This window comes from Candidatus Chordibacter forsetii, assembly GCF_964187505.1.
Classification (GTDB): Bacteria; Verrucomicrobiota; Verrucomicrobiia; order Opitutales; family Seribacteraceae; genus Chordibacter; species Chordibacter forsetii.
Window position 1 is genome coordinate 1 of the sequence record NZ_CAXLML010000178.1, and the last position, 20216, is coordinate 20216.

The window sequence follows — 20216 nt, forward strand, 5'->3', positions numbered from 1 at the left end:
ACCATCCCTTGGAATTACCTTCCATCTTATCGTCTAAGAATTGGGCGGAGAGGCGCTTCTTACCATTTTCATACCAAATTGTCCTAAGACCGTGTTGCTGATCTTTTTGATAAAAGAGACCGAGTTTTTGTTGTCCGTTGGGGTACCATTCCGAGGATGGACCTTCCCGCAACCCGTGTCTGTAGAGTGTTGCTGATTTCTCGGTTCCGTCCGCGTACCACTCTTTGGCTTCTCCGTGAGCAACCCCCTTCCGCATTTCGACCTGAAAACTTTTAATCCCGTTGGGGTGCCATTCTGATTTTGGTCCGGTTAGTTGATCTTCTTGATAAGTTTCTTCACGCCATAACTCGCCAGTGATTCGAAATTCTTGAGATGGACCGTGGCGATTGCCGTTTTTATAAACTATAGAGGTTCTTTTTCTACCGTTGTAGAAATATTCTAGGGTGATCCCGTGTCGCTTACCATCTTTCCAGGAAGAAATTGATTTCGTAGGGCTTTGCTCAAAAGTTTCGATGGCCTTACCACTGAAGGGTTCCATCTGCTTGGTAAGGTTGCCCTCGATTTCGGCTTCGCGAACTACGCCTGTGTCGTCGACTTCCAACCAATGGAGCATGACGGTTTGGTCAGTGGAAAAGGTCAGTGGGTCTGTGCTTGTATTACTTAAATGAACACAAGAAACAAATGGTATGAGAGCGAGGGAGCAAATCCAAGGAGCCAGTGACTTCTTCATAACTAGTTTAATGTCTTTGCCAAGAGGTTGTGGCAAGAGGTTTTTCGGAGGCGGAGTTTCGATGCAGGTAAGCTTTTTGGGTTTTGTTAAAAGATTTTTCAAACTTGATGAACTTAGTTGATAGGCCTTGAATCTCAAATCTATGGAAACACACGAGATAGATTATGAATTGATTGGCGACGACATGCAGATCGTTGAGATTGAACTAGACCCCGAAGAAACTGTGGTGGCCGAAGCAGGTGCCATGAATTATTTGGAAGAAGGTATTGAATTTGAGGCCAAAATGGGAGACGGGTCAAAACCTCGCCAAGGTATGTTTGGCAAATTATTTGACGCGGGTAAAAGAGTTCTTACCGGGGAATCAATTTTCATGACCCACTTTACTAATCATGGAATATTGAAAAAAAAGGTCGCATTTGCTGCTCCTTACCCGGGGAAAATTATTTGTATGGATCTTAAAAAGCTTTCAGGGGAAGTTCTTTGTCAAAAAGATTCTTTCCTTTGTGCCGCCTTAGGCACTCAAATTTCCATTGCATTTCAGAAGCGTCTAGGTGCGGGTTTTTTTGGAGGTGAAGGATTTATTTTACAAAAATTACAAGGAAGTGGAAAGGCATTCGTACATGCCGGAGGAACAGTTGTAACCAAGGAGTTACAAGGAGAAACCCTTCGGGTGGATACTGGTTGTGTGGTTGCTTTTGAATCTAGTCTTCAATTTGATGTGCAAATGGCTGGTGGTTTAAAATCAATGTTTTTTGGTGGGGAAGGCTTATTTCTTGCAACCTTACGTGGCCATGGGCGTGTATGGTTGCAAAGCCTTCCTTTTTCCCGCTTAGCAGATCGTGTAATCCAGTCCGCCCCGTCTTTTCAGGGAAAAGACAAGGGGGAAGGCTCGGTCTTAGGAGGGCTTGGGCGGTTAGTTGATGGCGATTAAAGAATCTGTTACAGAAATAAAAGGGAGGGCAGGAAAAGAATTTTAATCGGGATAAAGAAAATCTTCCAGGTCTCTCCTTTGTTTTTTAGTGGGTCTGCCTGTTCCTTTCTTATTAGTAATTCGAAGAGTTAGTCGCTTTCCATGTTCTTTTGCTTTTTCATAAGCCTCGGGAGTGGTCAGATCGCTCAAAAGATTTTGAGCTAGAGGTGCAGATAACCGCTTTTGACTCAAATTTTCTACCTTTACCACCTTTTGCAATGGACCTAGTTTGATCGAAATAATATCCCCTTTTCTAATCTCCTTAGATGCTTTAAGGGGCTGGTCATTTAATTTAACCCAGTTTTTCTTACAGGCTTCCGATGCCATGTTTCTTGTTTTATATAATCGGGCGGACCATAACCATCGGTCGACTCTCATCTTTTCGAGGCTATCGTATTCAGGCATTCAAGTGAAGTAAGGTAGGCTTTATTATTTTTTGGGGAAATTAGTCAGCGTTTTACACTGGCTCGATAAGTACCGGTTTCGGGAAAGTTCGATTGATTGTTTTCCTTTGAATTTATTATGGGAGTCAGTTCTATAATGAACTCTTCTTTAGTAATAGGTGCCTGGAGAGTTCTTGGAGACTGAGGCAAGTCGGGTTTAGGTGAAGCTTTTGGAGGAAGGTTTAGGAAAATAGATTCCGCCTTATCCCAATTCATATACAACCAACCTCCAGCGCTACCTAATATTACTAAAGAAAAAAGTAGTATGAGGGATCCCGCAATTCCTGAACTTTTTGAATTCTCAGCTTCGGATGAGGCCTTTTTTCTTTCAATCAAAATGCCCACTAATATGGATATCTCAAAGAGAAAATAAAGGGGGATTGTAAGGATACACAGACTCACTGGGTCACCACCCGGAGTAATGAGGGCAGCAGAGACCATTAAGATAACAAGAACAAACCTCCGACTTGAGCGCAATTTTTGAACAGTTAGTACTCCAATACGGATTAACAAGATCAATACCAATGGAAATTGGAATGCCAGACCTACAGCAAATGTCATCCAAATTACAGTACTGTAATAATTTCCGGCCTCTGGACGGTATATTTCGAGCCCTAATACATTAAAAGAAAATTCGATAGTAAAGGCCAGGGATAGGGGAAGGATGAAAAAGTAAGTCATCCCAGAACCGGCCAAAAAAAGGAAAGTGGCGGCTAAACAGCCAGGAAAAAAGACTTTTTTTTCTTTGAAGGTTAAACCAGGGGTCACAAAACTTCCCACAAAATAAAAGATAAGGGGAAGAGAGAGACCCAACCCTCCGAGGAAGCAAATTTTCATAGCAATGAAAATGGGCGAGTAGGAACGAATAACTTGCAATAAATTTCGGTCTTTGCCACCGGCAAAATGAATGAGCAATCGCAAACGATGTTGAGGGTCAGCAACTCCCCAATTTATAAGGTCATTTTCCGTGGCGTGAATTAAGTCAATTAATTCAACGCCCTGTTCTTCCAAATTCGCTTGGTACTGCGAGAGTCCGGTTGCCTGTAGGTCAATTGACAGGTTACCAAAGTCTTGAACCGCCGATATCAAGGGCCGTTGTAGCAGTCGGACTGAATCGCCCAAAAAGGCCGCTACCACCACACATCCTAATACAAAGGCAACAAAGGATTTAAAAATTACCCAGCGCATTTCTTCCAAATGCTCTAAAAAATGCATTTTATTTGGATCGTTTTTGCCTGCCTTGGCTTTCCCTAAAGCTCCAACTAGTCCACGCTCGCGAAAGCGTTGGCCAAAAGTTTGTGGATTATCCTGGGGAGGTGGTGGGGTCATCATTCAAGAGTTAGCAAATTACGTATCACAAAATGTAGGAACCTATAATTTTGGTCTAAAAACCGCGAGCCGTCTAGCTTGGAATCTTAGTCAAGCAGTACAAATTTCATTTACTAAGTGAAATTTGTATTGGGCAAAAAATTTAATGTTCATGAAAATTCCAACTGTTGCTTGGTTGTAAAAGTGCTCCGTTGACAAGTCCGCACATTGTTTAGATATTTGTCGGTTTGTTATATTTTCCCGCAGTAAATTAGATCCCAAAACATAAACCCACCACTTACACATGGCACAGACAAAGAAGACTAAATCGGCCAAAACTAAATCGGCCAAGAAAGCCCCCGCCAAGACGGCCAATAAAGCCAAAGACATTAAATATGTCTACGACTTCGGAAAGAAGACGGACGGAGATGCCAAGTTGCGTGAACTGCTTGGAGGAAAAGGAGCCAATTTAGCTGAGATGGCCCGGATCGGATTGCCCGTGCCTCCAGGATTTACCATTAGCACTGAAGTTTGTACCCATTACTATGCTAACAAACGCACCTATCCTAAGGTTTTGGATTCACAAATCCGTAAGTCCGTTGAGTTAATGGAAAAACAGTTGGGTAAGAAATTGGGCGATTTAAAGACCCCTCTTTTATTATCTGTCCGCTCAGGTGCTCGCGATTCTATGCCAGGTATGATGGATACCATCCTCAACCTTGGTTTGAATGATGAAACTGTTGAGGCATTGGCTACCTCCTCTGGAAATGCACGTTTTGCCTGGGATTGTTACCGTAGGTTTATTCAAATGTACGGAGATGTGGTCATGGGAGTACAAAAGCTTCCTTCTGAAGATCATGACCCATTTGAAGAAATAATTGAAAAATTTAAGGCAGAGATTTTCCCCAAGCAAAAAGGCGAGGTTGATGATTCTAAAATCTCCGTAACCCAGATGAAGGAATTGGTTAACCGATTCAAAATTTTGGTTAAAAAACGTACTGGAAAAGATTTCCCCACTTGTCCTTGGGAGCAACTTGAGGGTTCTGTCGGAGCGGTATTTGGATCATGGATGAATGACCGAGCTATTGTATATCGTCGGAAATATGGTATCCCCGCAGCGTGGGGAACCGCGGTGAATGTTCAAGCGATGGTTTTTGGAAATACTGGAAAAAAGTCGGGTTCCGGAGTCGCTTTTACTCGCGACCCGGCATCAGGAGAGAAGGTACTTTATGGTGAATTCCTTACCGATGCTCAGGGGGAAGATGTTGTTGCGGGTGTGCGTACGCCCCGCCCTGTCGCTCAACTCAAAAAAGTTCTTCCCAACCCTTTCAAGGAACTAGTCGCGGTTCAAAAAACTTTGGAAAAGCATTTCAAGGACATGCAGGACTTCGAGTTTACCATCGAAGAAGAGAAACTCTACATGTTGCAAACGCGAAACGGTAAAAGAACCGGGCTAGCAGCAGTGCGTATTGCGGTTGAAATGGTCAAGGAACGTTTGATCGATTGGAAGACCGCGATCAACCGCGTGCCAGCCGATCAGTTAGATCAAGTGCTTGCTCCAGTTTTTGATGCGGCTGCCCAAAAAGCAGCTGACACCCTTTGTAAGGGATTGCCTGCTGGTCCAGGTGCTGCATCTGGTCGCGTCTGCCTAAATGCTGAACGCGCGGTAGAAGCTGCCAAGTCAGGAAAGGTATTGCTTGTGCGCCAAGAAACATCTCCTGAAGACTTGCGCGGAATGATTGCCGCAGAAGGAATATTAACTGCTCGCGGTGGTGTTTCGTCGCATGCTGCTTTGGTTGCGCGCCAAATGGGTAAGGTTTGTGTATGCGGAGCTGCCGCTTTGGAAATCGATTACAAAGCCCGTACCGTAAAAGTTGGTAAGAAAACCTTCAAGGAAGGTGATTTCATGTCAATTAACGGAACCAATGGTGAAGTATTTGGTGGTGAGTTAAAGACTGCTCCATCTGAAATCATTCAGGTTTTGGTCGATAAAAAATTATCACCGAAGAAAAGCCGAGCTTATCAAAACTTTTCCAAATTGATGAAATGGTGCGAACAAGCAACTAAGATGGATGTTCGAACCAATGCGGATTCACCTACACAAGTTGCCAACGCAGTCGCCTTTGGAGCTAGTGGTATCGGACTATGCCGTACCGAGCATATGTTCTTTGAGGGGAATCGAATCGATGCGATGCGCCAAATGATCTTGGCTGATGATGAAAAGAATCGACGGACTGCATTGAAGAAGCTCCTGCCTTTTCAGCGAAAAGATTTCACTGGGATATTTAAGGCATTGGAAGGACGACCTGCGACCATTCGCTTATTGGATCCTCCCTTGCACGAATTCCTTCCGCATGATCAAAATTCGCAACGTGACCTCGCCAAAAAGCTCGGTGTTTCTTTAGCTTCAGTAAAACGTCGCGTAGAAGATCTTCACGAGTTTAACCCCATGCTTGGCCATCGCGGATGCCGACTAGGTATTTCTTATTCTGAAATTACAGAGATGCAAACTCAGGCAATTATTGAAGCTGCTTTAGCTGTTCAAGAGTCTGGCATTGAAGTAAAACCCGAAATTATGGTTCCGTTGGTTGGTTTTGCCAAGGAACTTGAATTACAAGTTGAGGTTATTCATGCAACTGCCAAGAAGGTATTTGCGGCCAAGGGTAAAAAGGTGAAATACTTGGTTGGAACCATGATTGAAATTCCCCGTGCAGCTTTGGTTGCAGATGAAATTGCTAAAACAGCTCAGTTCTTCAGTTTTGGAACGAATGATTTGACCCAAACAACCCTCGGCATGAGCCGAGATGATTCAGGAAGCTTTCTTCCTAATTACACTGAAATGGATGTGGTTTCGGCTAATCCTTTTGCAAGTGTTGATCAAACTGGTGTTGGGCAACTTATGGAAATCGCGGTCAAGAAGGGTAAGTCTTCTCGTCGTGGAATAAAGTTGGGTATTTGCGGAGAACATGGAGGTGATCCTTCAAGTGTCGTTTTCTGCCATAATATCGGATTAAATTATGTCAGTTGTTCTCCGTTTCGTGTACCTACTGCCCGTCTTGCAGCTGCACAGGCAGCTGTTTCTTAAGTTTAAGTATACGTTTGGATATCCTTTCTAAAATGAGGCCCGGGTGCTACTTGCACCCGGGCTTTGTTGTGTAAACAAAAGTAGGATTTATTCGATGTTTGAGGTAAAAGAAAAACCAAGGCTGGTTGAGCGTGCTTTCTTATTGGCATGCGTACACACTGAAAAAGATCGTGAGGAAGCGGATTCCTTACTGGATGAACTCGACGAATTGATTAGGAATTTGGGAATACAAATAGTGGGCCGTAAGGTAATTCGAATTCGTAAAACCTCGCCCCGCTATATGCTTGGTAAAGGAAAGGTGGATGAAATCCTCGATGAATTAAAAGAAGTTAATGCAGATGTGATGGTTTTTGATAACGAAATTTCTCCTGCTCAACAGGTTATTCGAATTCGTAAAACCTCGCCCCGCTTTATGCTTGGTAAAGGAAAGGTGGATGAAATCCTCGATGAATTAAAAGAAGTTAATGCAGATGTGATGGTTTTTGATAACGAAATTTCTCCTGCTCAACAAAGAAATTGGGAAAACGAAAGCAAGATACTTGTGATCGATAGACATGAAATCATCTTGGATGTTTTTGCTGAACGTGCTCAGACCAAGGAAGCGAAGCTACAGGTTAAACTTGCCCGTTTGGAATATTCCTTACCACGGTTAAGACGAGCCTGGACACACCTTGGGAGGCAGCGAGGTGGCGGGGTTACACAACGGGGCGAAGGAGAGGCTCAAATCGAACTCGACCAACGTATGTTACGGGATCAGATTTCGGTAACCCGTAAAGAAATTGTTCAGGTTTCCAAGCAAAGACAAACTGGAAGGTCTCGCAGGCAGCGCCTGCCTTTACCCTCAGTGGCCATTGTAGGTTATACAAATGCAGGTAAGACGACTTTGCTTAATACTCTTACAGGTGCCAATGCTCTTTCTGCAGACAAATTATTTGCCACGCTTGATCCAACTAGTCGTCGGTTACGTTTACCTACAGGCCGAATAATTGTATTAACAGATACGGTTGGGTTCATTCGTAAATTACCTCACCGCTTGGTGGATTCTTTTAAAGCCACACTAGAAGAAGCACTTGTTGCCGATTTAATTTTACACTTAGTCGATCTGTCTAACCCAGAATATGAAGCTCAAATGGACACGACCCAAAAGGTACTGGCTGAATTGGGTGCTTCTGATAACGAGCTAGTAACGGTTTACAATAAAGTTGACCGTGGGGGCGATGAAATAGAACGGCTTAGGGCAAAGAAAGTTGGCAAAGATTCTGTTTTTATAAGTGCTCAGACAGGGGAGGGTGTACCTCGACTAATAGATCGTTTAGAAGAAATTTTTGCGGGTAAGCGTGAGATCTTAAAGTATTTAATTCCCTTAAGCAGATATGATCTCGTCGCCCGTTTGAGAGATCAGGGTGAATTAACGAAAGAGGAAACTAACGACGATGGTTACACTATACTCGGATCACCTCGCGATGGGTTGATCCATGCGCTTGAGGAGTTCAAGGTTTTTAATTAATTTCCTTTTTCCTTGTTCCTGAGGTAGTCCACCCAGGTAACACGGAACATGCCAGCGGCTATCCAAAAAACTCCTGACATGCAAAAAGATGTCATACTGGAAACAATATTGACTGCTAAAGGATCTTGAGAAGGAACATGAGGTATGAGCACTTCCCGCATGAAAAGAAAAAAGAAAACAGCGAGGACCAAGTCGATCAATGCACCTTTGCGTGTGATTAAAGGTTGTTGTGTGGAATCTTCAGACATAGATATTCAGGATGTAGCCGGATTGAAATAGGTCAATTCAATCTAGCTTTCAATATCGTGCAAATCAAATAGGCGCTGCTTTATTTCATCCACACTTAAACTTAATAACATTTGAGGTTGTATGCGGTTACTCGGAAGAGCGGGTAAGTGGTCTAATTTCTCCGCTAAGCAAAGGTTGCGATTTGCTGAAACTTCATCAACGCGATCGATAGGAGTAAAGTGTGGGGCACCAGAAACAACTTCTGGATATTCTTCAATTAGATCCTTGATTGCTAAAACTGCTTCAGCAAAACGGTCCAATTCTTTTTTGGTGTAGCTCTCTGTAGGTTCGATCATCAATCCGAAAACCTCAGGAAAGGCAACGGTCGGAGCATGAAAGCCAAAATCAAGAAATAATTTACCAACCTGGGGAATCGCCTGGCTTTTGCTTACTCCAACTTTCTCCAAACTTGAGAAGTCCTTTTCACTTAAGGTAAGGATGAATTCGTGCATTCTTTCAATCTTTCCAGCACCAGCAGGCAGGGTAGGGTAACGGGATCGAAGAACTTCGAAAAGATAACGTGCGGAAAGTACTGCAATGGAAGACATCCTCGGTACACCTTCTTTGCCAAGACGAATTAGATAAGCATATGCTCGTACTTTATGGCCAAAGTTTCCCCAGTTTCGATGAAAACGTCCTATGCTCCTCGATGGAGAGCTAGATCGATATGTTCCATCCGCTTCTTTGTAGATTTGTTTGCCAGGCAAAAAATCAACTAACCGATCAGATACCGCTACGATTGCGTCCCCTGGACCGCCCCCTCCGTGTGGAATTGTCCATGTTTTATGCAGGTTATTATGAACTGCATCCACCCCAAGTTTTCCTAAATCGACAATACCAGCAATGGCATTCATGTTGGCACCATCCATGTAAACCAATCCACCTGCTCGGTGAACATTTTTTGCTATTTTGGCAAAATTCTCTTCAAAAATACCTGAGGTGTTTGGGTTGGTAATCATGATACCGCAGAGATTTTTACCGTGCTCTTCAAGTTTGGCCTGAAGATCATCTAGATCGATTGTTCCGTGGTCGTTTGCCTTGAGGTAGACGATGCCGTTCCCGTATCCAGCTGTGGCTGCTGTGGCAAAATTGGTACCATGTGCAGAGCTTGGTATCAGCACGATATTTCGTTGCTCATCATTTCGAGACTTATGGTAAGCCTGAAAAAGCTTCAACCCTACCAACTCACCTTGTGCACCGGCAACAGGTTGGGTGGTCACACCAGCCAATCCGGTAATTGATTTGAACCACTCTTGAATTTCAAAAAGAATTTGTAAAGGTCCTTGAACATCTTCTTCGGGGGCTTGTGGGTGTACTTGTGAAAAACCATCCAAACCTGCAGCCCAATCGTTTAACAATGGGTTGTATTTCATCGTACATGAACCCAGCGGGTAGCAACCATCGTCTGGGCTAACATTCAGCTCGGCTAACTGTTGATAGTAGTTGAGTAGTTCGTCATGGGAGAAACTGGGAAGGTTTGCAGCTTCAGTACGAAAGAGGTGAGCCGGTGTGTCTGCTTCTGTTTGGTAACTTTGGCCGGCGGGGAAATACTCAAATAAAAAGTCTTTAACTAAGCTAAGAGAATTTTCGTCGTGCAGATCAGAAAAACTTATTTTGTACAACCTTTGGGATTCCTCAGGTAATCGATGGGTAACTTCAATACCTATGTGGAGATTTTGCAACCTAGCTTGCTTTAAAAATTGGTCATTATTTTCGTCTACACGGATAAGCAAATCGTTAAAACTTGGAGTTTCCGGAAAAGCGATTTCAACTCCTTGTCTTTGGCGTACCCATTCTGAAACTTTTTGGCGTGCATTTAATGCACTTGCCAAAGAATTTCTTAATCCTTTTTCTCCCTTTGCTAAAAGGTTTGCTCCTGCAACCGTTGCGAGAAACGCTTGATTTGAACAGACATTGGAAGTGGCTTTTTCCTTTCGAATATGCTGTTCACGAGTGGATAAAACCATAACAAAGCAATCACGACCTTGAGCATCTTTGGCTCGACCAACATAGCGCCCAGGGGTATTCCGTAAGTCTCTCTTTGCCTGGTCATGGTATCGACATCCAAATAACCCAAGACCAGGTCCTCCGAAAGAGGGTGGAATTGCTAAGTGCTGGGCTTCTCCAGCAATAAAGTCGACCCCGCTTTCCCCAAACTCAGAGGGTGGTTTGAGTCCTCCGGTAGCCAAAAGTGCAGGATCAATCACCGCGATGGACGGAATTTTCCAATGGTTGGAAAGATCACTTAATCGATCAACTTCTTCGAGAAGTCCTAAGGCATTAACCTGAGGGAAAACAAAGGCGGATATGTTACCATGTTCTTTTGCTAAAAAATCTTCCAAGCGATCGTAGTCGATTCTTCCTGAATTAGGGCCTAAAGGACAGAATTCAAAGTTAAGATCAGTACCTTGAGCATGGGTTTCTAGGAAAGAAATATCTTCAGGGTATAGAGAAGAAGCTAGCAGGACGGAACCAGGGCGCTTCCTGGACCGACGGGCACAGGAAATGGCCTCAAACATAGCGGCTGAACGGTCGTATAAAGAAGTATTAATTGCCTCAAAGCCGGTAAGGGCGGATAAAACACATTGATAAATCCAGTGGGTGACCAGAGTACCCTGGCTGCGTTCGGGTTGGTAAGGGGTGTATGAAGTGGTGAGTGGGCGCAGCCTAGAGACCTCCTCTACGATTGGATGAACCTTCCAAACTGGGAGCAAATCTCCAATAAATGAGGTTACCAGCTTGCTGGATTTAGCTATGGTTTCTAGGTGGACCGCAGCGTCCTCGTAGCAAAGTTCAGTTGGCAAAATTGGTCCGTGTAAAAAACGTGTTTCCTGAGGAAAGTGGGCGAAGAGATCATCGAGTTTATCAACACCGGCTTTATCCATCATCTCCGCAATGTCAGAATCTGATGCAGAAATGTAGTGTCGGGGAATTTCCCGGGGGTATTCATTAGGGTCGTAGGGAAGAATACCAGTTGAGGAATTGCTTTTGATTGAATGTTGTACAGCGGTAGAACTCATAAATACACACTATCCATGAGCACCATGACAATGAACGCAAAATCATTCACGTTTACAAAAACTTTTAGGTCCTCATCAGGACCTAAATATTCAAGATTTAAAAGTTAGTTTAGCGACCGATAGGCCTGCCGTTGTCCCAGAAATTTCTTTCGGTAATTTCTCCAGTTCGGTCAAAAAAAATTTCTTCTCCATGAAGACGACCATTGAGTAAATTCACTTCACCTTGGGCAAGGCCCTGTGCATTCAAAATTCTCATACTACCGGTAAAAGGTGTCCCGCCTTGGCGGATACGAATGGTGTCAATTCCATCGATTAATTCGGTAATAAATACGGCCTCTGCTTCGCTTACAGTACCCTCCCAATCTACGGTGTCTTTGGGTTCGCCTGCTTGTTTGGAGGAATTACCTTGTTCAGGGATTGTTTCCTTTTTTTCTAGTACTTCGGGTTGTTCAGTTACTTGATCGTCGGGTGTATCATCCGAGAGGGGCGGGGATACAGAATTTGTAGAGGATTGAACCACGGGGATATCCTTGGGTAGAGTTACATCTGTTTCACTTGACTGGCTCGATGGAACTATCTTTTCAACTGTTTGTGGAGGTATGTTCGAGTCGGCAAGCACGGGTTCTGTTGATGGAGCGGCAACCTGATAATCCGAAGTATCCTCAAGGGGAGGCTTAGATAGCTTGGGCTTGGAGGATGCGGGAGGAAGTTTGGCGGGCTTGGATACAAGTTCGCCTTGTCTCCAGACCCCGTTGAGGGTTCGTCCGTCAAGGTAGGTCAATGTGCCCATTCCATGTTGAAGATCATCGAACCATTCACCTTCGTAGATCACATTTTGACTAGAGATAAAACGGCCCATTCCGTGACGTTTGCCAGCAAGAAAATCGCCCTCGTATTGTGATCCATCTGGCCAATCATAAATCCCCTTACCTGTCCTTTCGTCCTTAAGGTAGTCACCTTTGTAGCTTTCACCGTTTACCCATAGAAATCGCCCGGTGCCATGCCTGAGATCCTCTGCGTATTCGCCAACATAAGTAGATCCATCCAACCATCTGTAAATTCCAGAACCATGTTTTTCCCCGTCACGATTGATTTCCCCCTCATAGCTACCATCCGAAAAGTCCAACTTTGAGATGGGTTTGTTTTGGCAGCTAAAAATAAGAAAACAGGTGGAAAGACAGATAATAGTCTGTATGGACTTGTAAGACATAATTGATTTATCCAAAATCATAGTTTGCTTTCGGGCAAGCGTGTAAATCTAAAGAATTTGAACGGGATAGATATTTTCCGGTATTGAATTGCCACTTTTCTGCAAATAATAAATAAAGTCCATTTTCTACAGGAGAGGTGGCAGAGTGGTCGAATGTGCCCGACTCGAAATCGGGTGTGCCGCAAGGTACCGGGGGTTCGAATCCCTCCCTCTCCGCCAATCAATTACTTCGAGTAAATTAACGATCGTAGAAGGCATTGATTTTATCAGCCACATCCCGAAAGGAAATATCGGCAGAATAAACAATTTTGAATTCTTCAATCGCCTCCTCTTTCTTTCCCATGGCTTCAAAACAGCAGCCCAACTGATAGATGGCGTCTTTTTTGCGTTCATCCATAATTTGAATATCCGCTTTAAGCAGCTTGAACTGTTCAAGTGCCAAATCAAAAAACTTCTTGTTCAAGTATGCACGCCCCAAAAATAATATAGCATCCAGGCGTACCTTTGCATTTCGTTGTGCAAGTTGAAAGTGCGGTAAGCAGGTATCATATTCTGCTTCTTCAAATAGGATACATCCAAGTTCATAGCGGTATCCATATTCGTTAGGATATCTTTTAACCAAGGACTCAAGCTGGCTTCGCTGAAATTTTTTCTTGGCCAAAATTGCATCAGCAAGGCCTTTCTGGGTCTGGGCGTTGTCAGGGTCATTAGCCGAGGCTTTTTCCCATTGCTCAATGACTTCCTCGTAATAACTCAAGGTTAGTTGACGCTCTTTTTCTTCAAGAGAGACATCTCCCTTTCCTGCTTCTAATTTGCGGGCTTGCTGGATCCAGGCAATGGCATTTTGCAAGTCTCCATAGCGCTGGTAATAATCACTGAGCTGCCTGTAGTGGTTGAGGTTTTGAGGTTCCGCCTGAACTTTATCATATGCCTGTCGAATTAAGCCTTCTAGCCCCTTTGCGTCGTTAACAGTTTTAGCAGATTGTTCGAGTGCTTCAGCTTCTTCTTTGTCTTTAAGTTGTTCGCGAAAATTAGATGATCCTTCCCATTTTCCTTGAGTCATGGCTACGGCAACCGAAGCCCGCTTCATCATATCCTCAGCATCTCCATCGGATGGGTTAATTTCCAGGATGGCATTTCCAGTTTGAATGGCTAAATCAGACTGTCCGGATTCCAGGTAGGCGTTGGCCAGTTTTTTGAGGTTGGCAAGGTCTTTGGGCTGAATCGAACGAATGGTTTCATAAGCAAAGACAACGGTTCCGTTCATTTCCAGTTGAGCACAGGCATCAGCAAGCATGTGATGGGCAGCAATGTTAAAGGGATTTTTAGCAATAAGTTCTTCTGCTGAGCCAATCGCCAACTCCGGATCCTTGCCTGATTTACTTCTAAATAGAAAAGGTGCATTCGTGATCTTGCCGAATAGCGAGCTCATACCCTTGTTCGAATTCTTGGCAATTTTGAGTTGTTGTCCCCTTAGCCGTTTGCGTAGTTCCAGGCATCCCGGAGATTGCTTGAGAATTGCTGAGTAGATATCGATGGAATAATTAGGGTCTTGGGCAATGGCTCGGTCAGCGCCTTCTAATTGCTTAATTTGCCGTGGGTCTAAGTCGGCAATTTTAATTTCTTCGATCATAATAGAAGGTCATAAGTAGCTAACCATATTCAGGTTGACGATAACGAATTTTGAATGGCTAGTTTAATGTTATGGAAACTTGAATGTACTAATTTTTCAGAAGTAGCTTCCACGAGTAACCGAACTTTCGATTCTGTACCTGAATAACGAAGTAAAATGCGACCCTCGTCTTTGAGAATCTTTTCTTCTTTTTGAACAGTTTTAAAAAGTTCGGGCAGTTCTTGTATTGGAACTTTTTTGGAAACCTCAAAGGATCCGGACAAAGAAGGCCACAATATAATTTGCTTGGCCAGATCTTCGAGTAAACGAGATTGATCCTTCATTGCTTGGAGCACAGAAAGAGCAGCAAAAAGACCATCACCTGTGGGTAAGTAATCTGTACAAATAATATGACCGGATGATTCACCGCCCCAATTGCATCCGGTTTCCAACATTTTTAAATAAACATTTTTGTCTCCGACATCAGAGGTAAGGGTAGAAATGTCCATTTTAGAAAGTGAGGCCTTAAGTCCACTATTACTATGAATGGTGGCAACAAATTTGGATGCGTTTAATTTTCCGTCCCGTTGTGCTTGCAAAGCAAGAAGACCAAGAATTTGGTCACCATCCACAACCCTGCCCTTCGAATCAACAAATCGTACACGGTCTCCATCCCCGTCATGAGCGATTCCTAAATCGGCCTGCTCTTTTTGTACGAGCAGTTGTAAAGATTGTAAATCCTCGGAGCCACACCCTTTGTTAATTATCCCTTCTCCACGATGGGAGGTAATCACGGATGCTCCCAAGTTTTTAAAAACCCGGGGGGTCGTCTCGCATGTCGCTCCATTTGCCAGGTCAAGGCAAACACGGGTGCCAGAGAGGTTTAGTTCTGAGAAAAATTTCGAAACCTGGGAGAGATAGTCTTTTACCAATGGTTGGGGGTGACTGGTATCAGAATCATGGGGAACGGCATGATTTTGATCAATCAGGCTTTCGAGGATTTCCTCCTCTTCTTGCTCGAGCTTTGTGCCAAGGGAGGAAAAACATTTGATTCCATTGTCAGGGTGAGGGTTGTGTGAGGCAGTGATCATTACCCCAAAGTCCGCTCGTTTATGAATTACTCCAAATGCCAAAGCTGGTGTAGGCAGGATTCCCGCATCATGTACCCGAACTCCAGTAGCTAATAATCCTTGAGTGATAGACTTTTGTAGCGAAGCTCCCGACGGCCGAGTATCTCGCCCAATGATTACAACGGGAGTCGGCGATTGTTGAGCTAAAAACTCTCCGATTGCAAATCCCACCTTCTGGGCGAACGAATCGTTCATGGTGGGGGATCCGTAAACCCCGCGGATTCCATCCGTACCGAAATACTTAGTCATGATGCAAAAAACTTCCTTGCTTTATTTAACCAACTGGAGAGACCATTTCCGTCTAACAATTCTTTTGCCTGTTCCACTCCCTCGGTTAGAGATTTAACTTTGCCGGCAACCCAAAAGGCAGTACTGGCATTCATGATAATACTTGCCCGCAGACCAGGGGGTGCTTTCCCCGTAAGCAGAGAATCGAAAATTAAGAGGTTTTGTTCCAGTGACCCTCCTTTTAAATCAGTGGATGGGTGGGTTGCTTGCCCCCAATGATTCGGACTAAAGGTTGTTGTTTGATTTTCCCCATCCATCCCGTAAGCACGAACTAAATTTGGGCCGCATGCGGTTAATTCGTCCATTTTGAGGGAAGTATTATCCGCTGTTTTACCATGTACGACCCATCCAGACTTACTTCCGTTTGCCTTAAGGGTATGAGCGATTTGTTCCAAATAAGCAGGGTCGTAGACTCCAAGAATTTGATAAGCGGGTAAGGCTGGGTTTAAGCAAGGACCTAATCGATTGAAGAGGGTGATTACACCTTCCCCGGCTAAGGCTTTGCGCACTGGGGCAAGGTGTTTAAAAGCGGGATGGAAATGAGGTGCAAATAAAAAGCAAAAGTTTAAATGATCCTGGCTTGCTTTTAGGCGATCGGATTGAGTTTCCAAAGGAATACCCAGTGCCTCAAGCAGGTCTGCACTGCCGCACTTCGAGCTTACAGATCGATTTCCATGCTTGATAACAGGAACACCACCTGCTGCCACCAATAAAGATACAAAGGTAGATATGTTAAAACTGCCTGAACGATCACCGCCTGTACCGCAAAGATCGATGGCTTGGCCTGAATAGTCCTCTAGCTCGGGATTTCGGGCAAAGCTGCGGAAGGCAGAAACAAACCCCGAGAACTCAACATTGGTTTCTCCTTTGTTCGCCAGACTTTTTAAAAAATCACTTTTGCTTTCGAGATTAATAGATTCGTTTATTAAAAGACTGGCTGCCTCGGTAATTTGATCGAAGCTCAGATCATTTCCAGAATCCAAGTAGGGTACATATTCGAGTAAAGTATTTTTCATTTGTAGAGATTGGGAGGGCGGCTTGGCCGATAAATTTAACAGGTATGAACTTGCCCGTCTTCCTAAAGTCATCAAATAAAAGATGCATCCATAATGCTACAATCAAAAATCATCTTATTTCTTATCTCACTAATTTTGGTCCCGGCTTTTCTAACAGCCGAAGAAGAGGGCAGAGAGAAAACTAATTCCATTATTGGGTATGGGGATGCGTTGGTGCTTGGTTTAGTTGAAGGAATTACTGAATTTTTACCAATCTCATCCACTGGACATCTTATACTAGTCAAAGAACAGATAATGGACCCATCCTCGATGGATGCATCTCAAGAAGAAGCGGTTGATGCCTACTTAATTGTTATACAAGCTGGAGCAATTCTAGCGGTTGCTTTGCTCTATGCTCGGAGAATATCGACTATCCTGCTCGGTTTTTTGGGGTTGGACCCAAAGGGAAAGAAACTGGGCATTAATATTTTGGCCGCGTTTGCTCCGGCGGCCGCGTTGGGCCCCTTTTTGGATTCTTGGATTGAATCATACCTTTTTGGGTCAGTCCCTGTGGCAATCTCATTAATTTTAGGTGCGGGATTAATGCACTGGGCAGAGAAGCGAAAGCGAAAGTTAGATGGGGCAGATCTTGGCAGCGGAAAAAACTTGAACGAACTAAATATTCGAAACTGCTTGGTTGTTGGCCTGTTACAGTGTGTTGCAATGTGCCCGGGAACGAGTCGTTCAATGATGACAATTGTGGGAGGATATTTGGTCGGGCTTTCTCGTGGGCAAGCTGCTGAGTTTAGCTTTCTTTTGGGCTTGGTTACATTAACCGCTGCCGCAGCATATAAAGGACTAACCAAGGGAGAAACCTTATTGGCAAACCTAGAGTATGGGCCCATGTTTTTTGGTTGCTTGGTTGCTGGAGTTGCTGCCGCTTTTTCGGTCCGTTGGTTGGTCGGCTATTTGGCTCGAAAGGGCCTGGGCTTGTTTGTTTGGTATCGGTTGGTCTTGGGTTTTTTGATTTTATCGATGTGTGTGGAGTTTTAATGGTAGGATTGAATGCTATGTTAGGCATACAGTGTTCTTGACGATGTTCCTTAGGAATGATTTAAAGGAAGCACTATGGGACAGCCTAAAAGAAAACAATCCAAGCAACGCAGTCGCAAACGTCGTGGTGCCAACCGCTTTAAAGCCCCCTTACTCATCAAAGAGCCAGACGGAACTTTTACTAGACCCCACCGCGTAAACCCAGAAACTGGTGAGTATCGCGGTCGTCAAGTTCTGGACTTAGAGGTTTAACCACCAGCGCAGAGCTGCATGGCCAAGCCAGAGGCTCGAATTACACTTGCTGTAGATGTTATGGGGGGGGACAAGGGTCCCTCTGAAGTGTTATCTGGGATAGTTAAGTCCTCTTCGTTTGTTCCTCGTGACCTAAAGTTTTTGTTGTTTGGTCCTGAAAAGGAAATTTTCGGGCTATTATCCGAAAATTCAGAATGGCAAAAAATCCATCACGAAGTTCGTCATTCACCTGAGGTTGTGGCAATGGATGAAAAGCCTATTGCGGGAATTAAAAACAAAAAAAAGTCATCCATGGCTTTAGCCCTTAATGCACTTAAGGAGAAAGAGGCCGATGCTTTGCTTTGTTGTGGAAACACTGGCTGTTTAATGGCAGGTGGAGCGATAAAGCTTAGAACTTTAGAAGGGGTAGAAAGGCCTGCCCTCTGTACGATTTGGCCAGGCCGAGAGAGATACTTCACACTTTTGGATGCAGGAGCTAATCCGCATCCTAAGCCTTACCATATCGTTCAGAATGCTATTCTTGGATCGAATTATGCTCGAGTAGCCCTTGGTTTGGTTCGTCCCAAAGTTGGACTGCTTACCATTGGTACTGAGGAAGGAAAGGGAAATGAATTGATTAATGAGGCCCACTCAATGCTTAAAGACATTGACGGTTCTATCATAAATTATGCAGGATTAATTGAGGGTTTTCAAATATTTGACAATGTGGTCGATGTCGTGGTGTGTGACGGTTTTGTCGGGAACATTGTGCTCAAGGCTTGTGAGTCCTTAAGTAAATTAATTGGAAGTTTTCTTGATGAGGAATTGAAACGAAACGCTCTGCGAAAAACGGGTGCACTGCTCTCGATGGGTGCCTTTCGTAGTCTGAAACAGCGAATAAATCCTGAACAATTTGGAGGAGCTCCTTTGCTTGGATTGAGTCGCAATGTAATTAAAGCACACGGTTCCTCAAATCGTAATCATGTATCTGGTGCGATCAAAATAGCACTAGATCTAGTTAGGCACGATATACTTGGTCAAATGCAGGATGATATTCGCGGAGCAAATGATCTACTACGGCCATTTTCTCAGTCAAGCGGACAAGACTGACTTATTATTATCCATGGCTAATCTTATTCATACTCGTATTCTCGGAATGGGTTCTTTTGGCCCTGATCGGGTAGTGGATAACCAAGAACTCAGTAAGACTGTCGATACTTCTGATGAATGGATTCGTGCCCGTACAGGTATCAAAGAGAGAAGGTTTGCAAGCAAAGATCAATCTACGAGCGATCTATCCTGTATGGCGGCTAAAATTGCCCTTGAAGATGCTAATGTTTTACCCGATCAAATTGATTTAGTCGTTGTTGCTACAATTACTCCAGATATGCCTTTTCCTTCTACTGCCTGCTTGCTGCAGCACAAACTAGGCTTGGGTAAGGTCGCCTGCTTTGATCTTGAGGCTGCTTGTTCAGGCTTTCTTTATGCCCTTGATGTGGCCGATGCCATGCTTTCCAGCGGTAGATATAGAAAAGCCTTGGTCATAGGTGCAGAAAAAATGTCGAGCATTATGGATTGGCAAGATCGTACCACTTGTGTCCTTTTTGGAGATGGGGCCGGTGCTGCAGTACTCTCAAAAGAAGGCGAGGGTATTGAACTTCTCGGCTTTTATTGTGGGGCCGATGGATCGAACCCTTCATGGCTATGCCAGCCAGCCGGTGGTTCGGCCCAGCCGGCAACCCCCGAAAGTATTAGCGATAGAAAACACTTTTTAAAAATGAACGGTCGGGAAATATTCAAGTCTGCTGTTCGGGTTATGGAATCTTCCTGCCGAAAACTCTTAGATGACCATAAAATTTCAATAGATGAAATTGATCATATTATTCCCCATCAGGCCAATATGAGGATTGTTGAGAGTTTGTCCCAAAGATTGAAGGTACCTCTTGATAAATTTTATTGTAATTTGGACCGTTTTGGAAATACCTCTGCCGCATCTATTCCTTTGGCATTGGACGAAGCGATTCGTTCAAAAAATGTCCAGCGCGGGCAACTGGGTTTATTAGTTGCTTTTGGTGCAGGCTTGACTTGGTCTTCAACCCTCATTCGTTTCTAGGTCGTTATCTTAATGAAATTTTACACCACCCGTACTTCTCTACTGTTTATCTTTTCAATCGTGATGACATTATCCGCTTTGGGTAACCCTCGGAGCAACCGAAGCACAGATGAAGAGAAAAAACACTTGTTTCCCGGTACTGGTTTTTTATTCAAAAACCGCAGTCCTTATGAAAATGACGAAGCGAAGCAGTGGTTCCTGGATGCATTGGAACTCCAAAAAACGGACGAAAT

The 20216-nt window shown here is 44.0% G+C and carries 17 protein-coding genes and 1 tRNA gene; 9 read left to right on the plus strand and 9 right to left on the minus strand.

Translation table 11 applies throughout. The features are described 5' to 3' along the window. On the minus strand, positions 1 to 730 hold a 730-nt coding region (locus ACKPQ4_RS07545; protein WP_407680578.1), incomplete at its 3' end, for a toxin-antitoxin system YwqK family antitoxin. A gap of 142 nt (positions 731 to 872) precedes the next feature. On the opposite strand from ACKPQ4_RS07545, the gene ACKPQ4_RS07550 reads away from it, so the two are divergent. Beyond that, complete coding sequence (locus tag ACKPQ4_RS07550; RefSeq protein ID WP_407680579.1) at positions 873 to 1661, plus strand: TIGR00266 family protein; 789 nt, start codon at positions 873 to 875, stop codon at positions 1659 to 1661. Between the two features lie 42 nt (positions 1662 to 1703). On the opposite strand, the gene ACKPQ4_RS07555 is transcribed toward ACKPQ4_RS07550, so the two are convergent. Together ACKPQ4_RS07555 and ACKPQ4_RS07560 are read right to left on the minus strand one after the other, a co-directional pair. Beyond that, the gene (locus tag ACKPQ4_RS07555) at positions 1704 to 2105 is read right to left on the minus strand and encodes an RNA-binding S4 domain-containing protein (RefSeq protein ID WP_407680580.1); all 402 of its coding nucleotides are present in this window, start codon (positions 2103 to 2105) and stop codon (positions 1704 to 1706) included. A gap of 44 nt (positions 2106 to 2149) precedes the next feature. Continuing rightward, entirely contained in the window at positions 2150 to 3475 is a 1326-nt protein-coding gene (locus ACKPQ4_RS07560; protein WP_407680581.1) for a twin-arginine translocase subunit TatC, read from the minus strand. Between the two features lie 280 nt (positions 3476 to 3755). Between ACKPQ4_RS07560 and ppdK the strand changes: the two genes are divergently transcribed. Then, a complete protein-coding gene (gene ppdK / locus ACKPQ4_RS07565) occupies positions 3756 to 6536 on the plus strand; it encodes a pyruvate, phosphate dikinase (protein ID WP_407680582.1) in 2781 nt (926 codons plus the stop codon). 94 nt (positions 6537 to 6630) lie between these two features. Beyond that, a complete protein-coding gene (gene hflX, locus ACKPQ4_RS07570) occupies positions 6631 to 8043 on the plus strand; it encodes a GTPase HflX (RefSeq protein ID WP_407680583.1) in 1413 nt (470 codons plus the stop codon). On the opposite strand, the gene ACKPQ4_RS07575 is transcribed toward hflX, so the two are convergent. The 3 genes from ACKPQ4_RS07575 to ACKPQ4_RS07585 form a co-directional block, all read right to left on the minus strand. Next, a complete protein-coding gene (locus tag ACKPQ4_RS07575) occupies positions 8040 to 8291 on the minus strand; it encodes a hypothetical protein (RefSeq protein ID WP_407680584.1) in 252 nt (83 codons plus the stop codon). The genes hflX and ACKPQ4_RS07575 overlap by 4 nt on opposite strands. A 42-nt stretch (positions 8292 to 8333) precedes the next feature. Further along, the gene (gene gcvPB, locus ACKPQ4_RS07580; RefSeq protein ID WP_407680585.1) at positions 8334 to 11351 is read right to left on the minus strand and encodes an aminomethyl-transferring glycine dehydrogenase subunit GcvPB; all 3018 of its coding nucleotides are present in this window, start codon (positions 11349 to 11351) and stop codon (positions 8334 to 8336) included. Positions 11352 to 11460: 109 nt separating this feature from the next. Beyond that, entirely contained in the window at positions 11461 to 12576 is a 1116-nt protein-coding gene (locus tag ACKPQ4_RS07585) for an MORN repeat-containing protein (RefSeq protein ID WP_407680586.1), read from the minus strand. A gap of 116 nt (positions 12577 to 12692) precedes the next feature. Here ACKPQ4_RS07585 and ACKPQ4_RS07590 point away from each other — a divergent pair. Further along, a tRNA-Ser gene (locus ACKPQ4_RS07590) sits at positions 12693 to 12780 on the plus strand. A 19-nt stretch (positions 12781 to 12799) separates the two neighbouring features. Here ACKPQ4_RS07590 and ACKPQ4_RS07595 read toward each other — a convergent pair. The 3 genes from ACKPQ4_RS07595 to trpD are packed head-to-tail and all read right to left on the minus strand — an operon-like array spanning position 12800 to position 16607. After that, a complete protein-coding gene (locus ACKPQ4_RS07595; RefSeq protein WP_407680587.1) occupies positions 12800 to 14194 on the minus strand; it encodes a tetratricopeptide repeat protein in 1395 nt (464 codons plus the stop codon). A 29-nt stretch (positions 14195 to 14223) separates the two neighbouring features. Continuing rightward, positions 14224 to 15552, minus strand: a complete 1329-nt coding sequence (locus ACKPQ4_RS07600; RefSeq protein WP_407680588.1) for a phosphohexomutase domain-containing protein — start codon at positions 15550 to 15552, stop codon at positions 14224 to 14226. Beyond that, complete coding sequence (gene trpD / locus ACKPQ4_RS07605; protein ID WP_407680589.1) at positions 15549 to 16607, minus strand: anthranilate phosphoribosyltransferase; 1059 nt, start codon at positions 16605 to 16607, stop codon at positions 15549 to 15551. The genes ACKPQ4_RS07600 and trpD overlap by 4 nt, the downstream gene beginning before the upstream one ends. 93 nt (positions 16608 to 16700) lie before the next feature. Here trpD and ACKPQ4_RS07610 point away from each other — a divergent pair, with 93 nt between their 5' ends. The 5 genes from ACKPQ4_RS07610 to ACKPQ4_RS07630 form a co-directional block, all read left to right on the plus strand. Then, on the plus strand, positions 16701 to 17639 hold the full coding sequence (locus ACKPQ4_RS07610) for an undecaprenyl-diphosphate phosphatase (protein WP_407680590.1): 939 nt from the start codon (positions 16701 to 16703) through the stop codon (positions 17637 to 17639). Between the two features lie 75 nt (positions 17640 to 17714). Further along, positions 17715 to 17891 (plus strand): 50S ribosomal protein L32, encoded by a 177-nt coding sequence (gene rpmF / locus ACKPQ4_RS07615; protein ID WP_407680591.1) that lies wholly within the window; start codon positions 17715 to 17717, stop codon positions 17889 to 17891. A gap of 18 nt (positions 17892 to 17909) precedes the next feature. Next, positions 17910 to 18980, plus strand: coding sequence for a phosphate acyltransferase PlsX (plsX, locus tag ACKPQ4_RS07620; RefSeq protein ID WP_407680592.1), 1071 nt, complete (start codon positions 17910 to 17912; stop codon positions 18978 to 18980). Between the two features lie 13 nt (positions 18981 to 18993). Then, positions 18994 to 19983 (plus strand): beta-ketoacyl-ACP synthase III, encoded by a 990-nt coding sequence (locus tag ACKPQ4_RS07625; RefSeq protein ID WP_407680593.1) that lies wholly within the window; start codon positions 18994 to 18996, stop codon positions 19981 to 19983. Positions 19984 to 19995: 12 nt separating this feature from the next. Then, on the plus strand, positions 19996 to 20216 hold a 221-nt coding region (locus tag ACKPQ4_RS07630), incomplete at its 3' end, for a hypothetical protein (RefSeq protein ID WP_407680594.1).

Excerpts from the sequence above, each read along its gene's own strand:
- ACKPQ4_RS07550 (WP_407680579.1), top strand. The coding sequence starts at position 873 with ATGGAAACACACGAGATAGATTATGAATTGATTGGCGACGACATGCAG.
- ACKPQ4_RS07555 (WP_407680580.1), bottom strand. The coding sequence starts at position 2,105 with ATGCCTGAATACGATAGCCTCGAAAAGATGAGAGTCGACCGATGGTTA.
- ACKPQ4_RS07560 (WP_407680581.1), bottom strand. The coding sequence starts at position 3,475 with ATGATGACCCCACCACCTCCCCAGGATAATCCACAAACTTTTGGCCAA.
- ppdK (WP_407680582.1), top strand. The coding sequence starts at position 3,756 with ATGGCACAGACAAAGAAGACTAAATCGGCCAAAACTAAATCGGCCAAG.
- hflX (WP_407680583.1), top strand. The coding sequence starts at position 6,631 with ATGTTTGAGGTAAAAGAAAAACCAAGGCTGGTTGAGCGTGCTTTCTTA.
- ACKPQ4_RS07575 (WP_407680584.1), bottom strand. The coding sequence starts at position 8,291 with ATGTCTGAAGATTCCACACAACAACCTTTAATCACACGCAAAGGTGCA.
- gcvPB (WP_407680585.1), bottom strand. The coding sequence starts at position 11,351 with ATGAGTTCTACCGCTGTACAACATTCAATCAAAAGCAATTCCTCAACT.
- ACKPQ4_RS07595 (WP_407680587.1), bottom strand. The coding sequence starts at position 14,194 with ATGATCGAAGAAATTAAAATTGCCGACTTAGACCCACGGCAAATTAAG.
- ACKPQ4_RS07600 (WP_407680588.1), bottom strand. The coding sequence starts at position 15,552 with ATGACTAAGTATTTCGGTACGGATGGAATCCGCGGGGTTTACGGATCC.
- trpD (WP_407680589.1), bottom strand. The coding sequence starts at position 16,607 with ATGAAAAATACTTTACTCGAATATGTACCCTACTTGGATTCTGGAAAT.
- ACKPQ4_RS07610 (WP_407680590.1), top strand. The coding sequence starts at position 16,701 with ATGCTACAATCAAAAATCATCTTATTTCTTATCTCACTAATTTTGGTC.
- rpmF (WP_407680591.1), top strand. The coding sequence starts at position 17,715 with ATGGGACAGCCTAAAAGAAAACAATCCAAGCAACGCAGTCGCAAACGT.
- plsX (WP_407680592.1), top strand. The coding sequence starts at position 17,910 with ATGGCCAAGCCAGAGGCTCGAATTACACTTGCTGTAGATGTTATGGGG.
- ACKPQ4_RS07625 (WP_407680593.1), top strand. The coding sequence starts at position 18,994 with ATGGCTAATCTTATTCATACTCGTATTCTCGGAATGGGTTCTTTTGGC.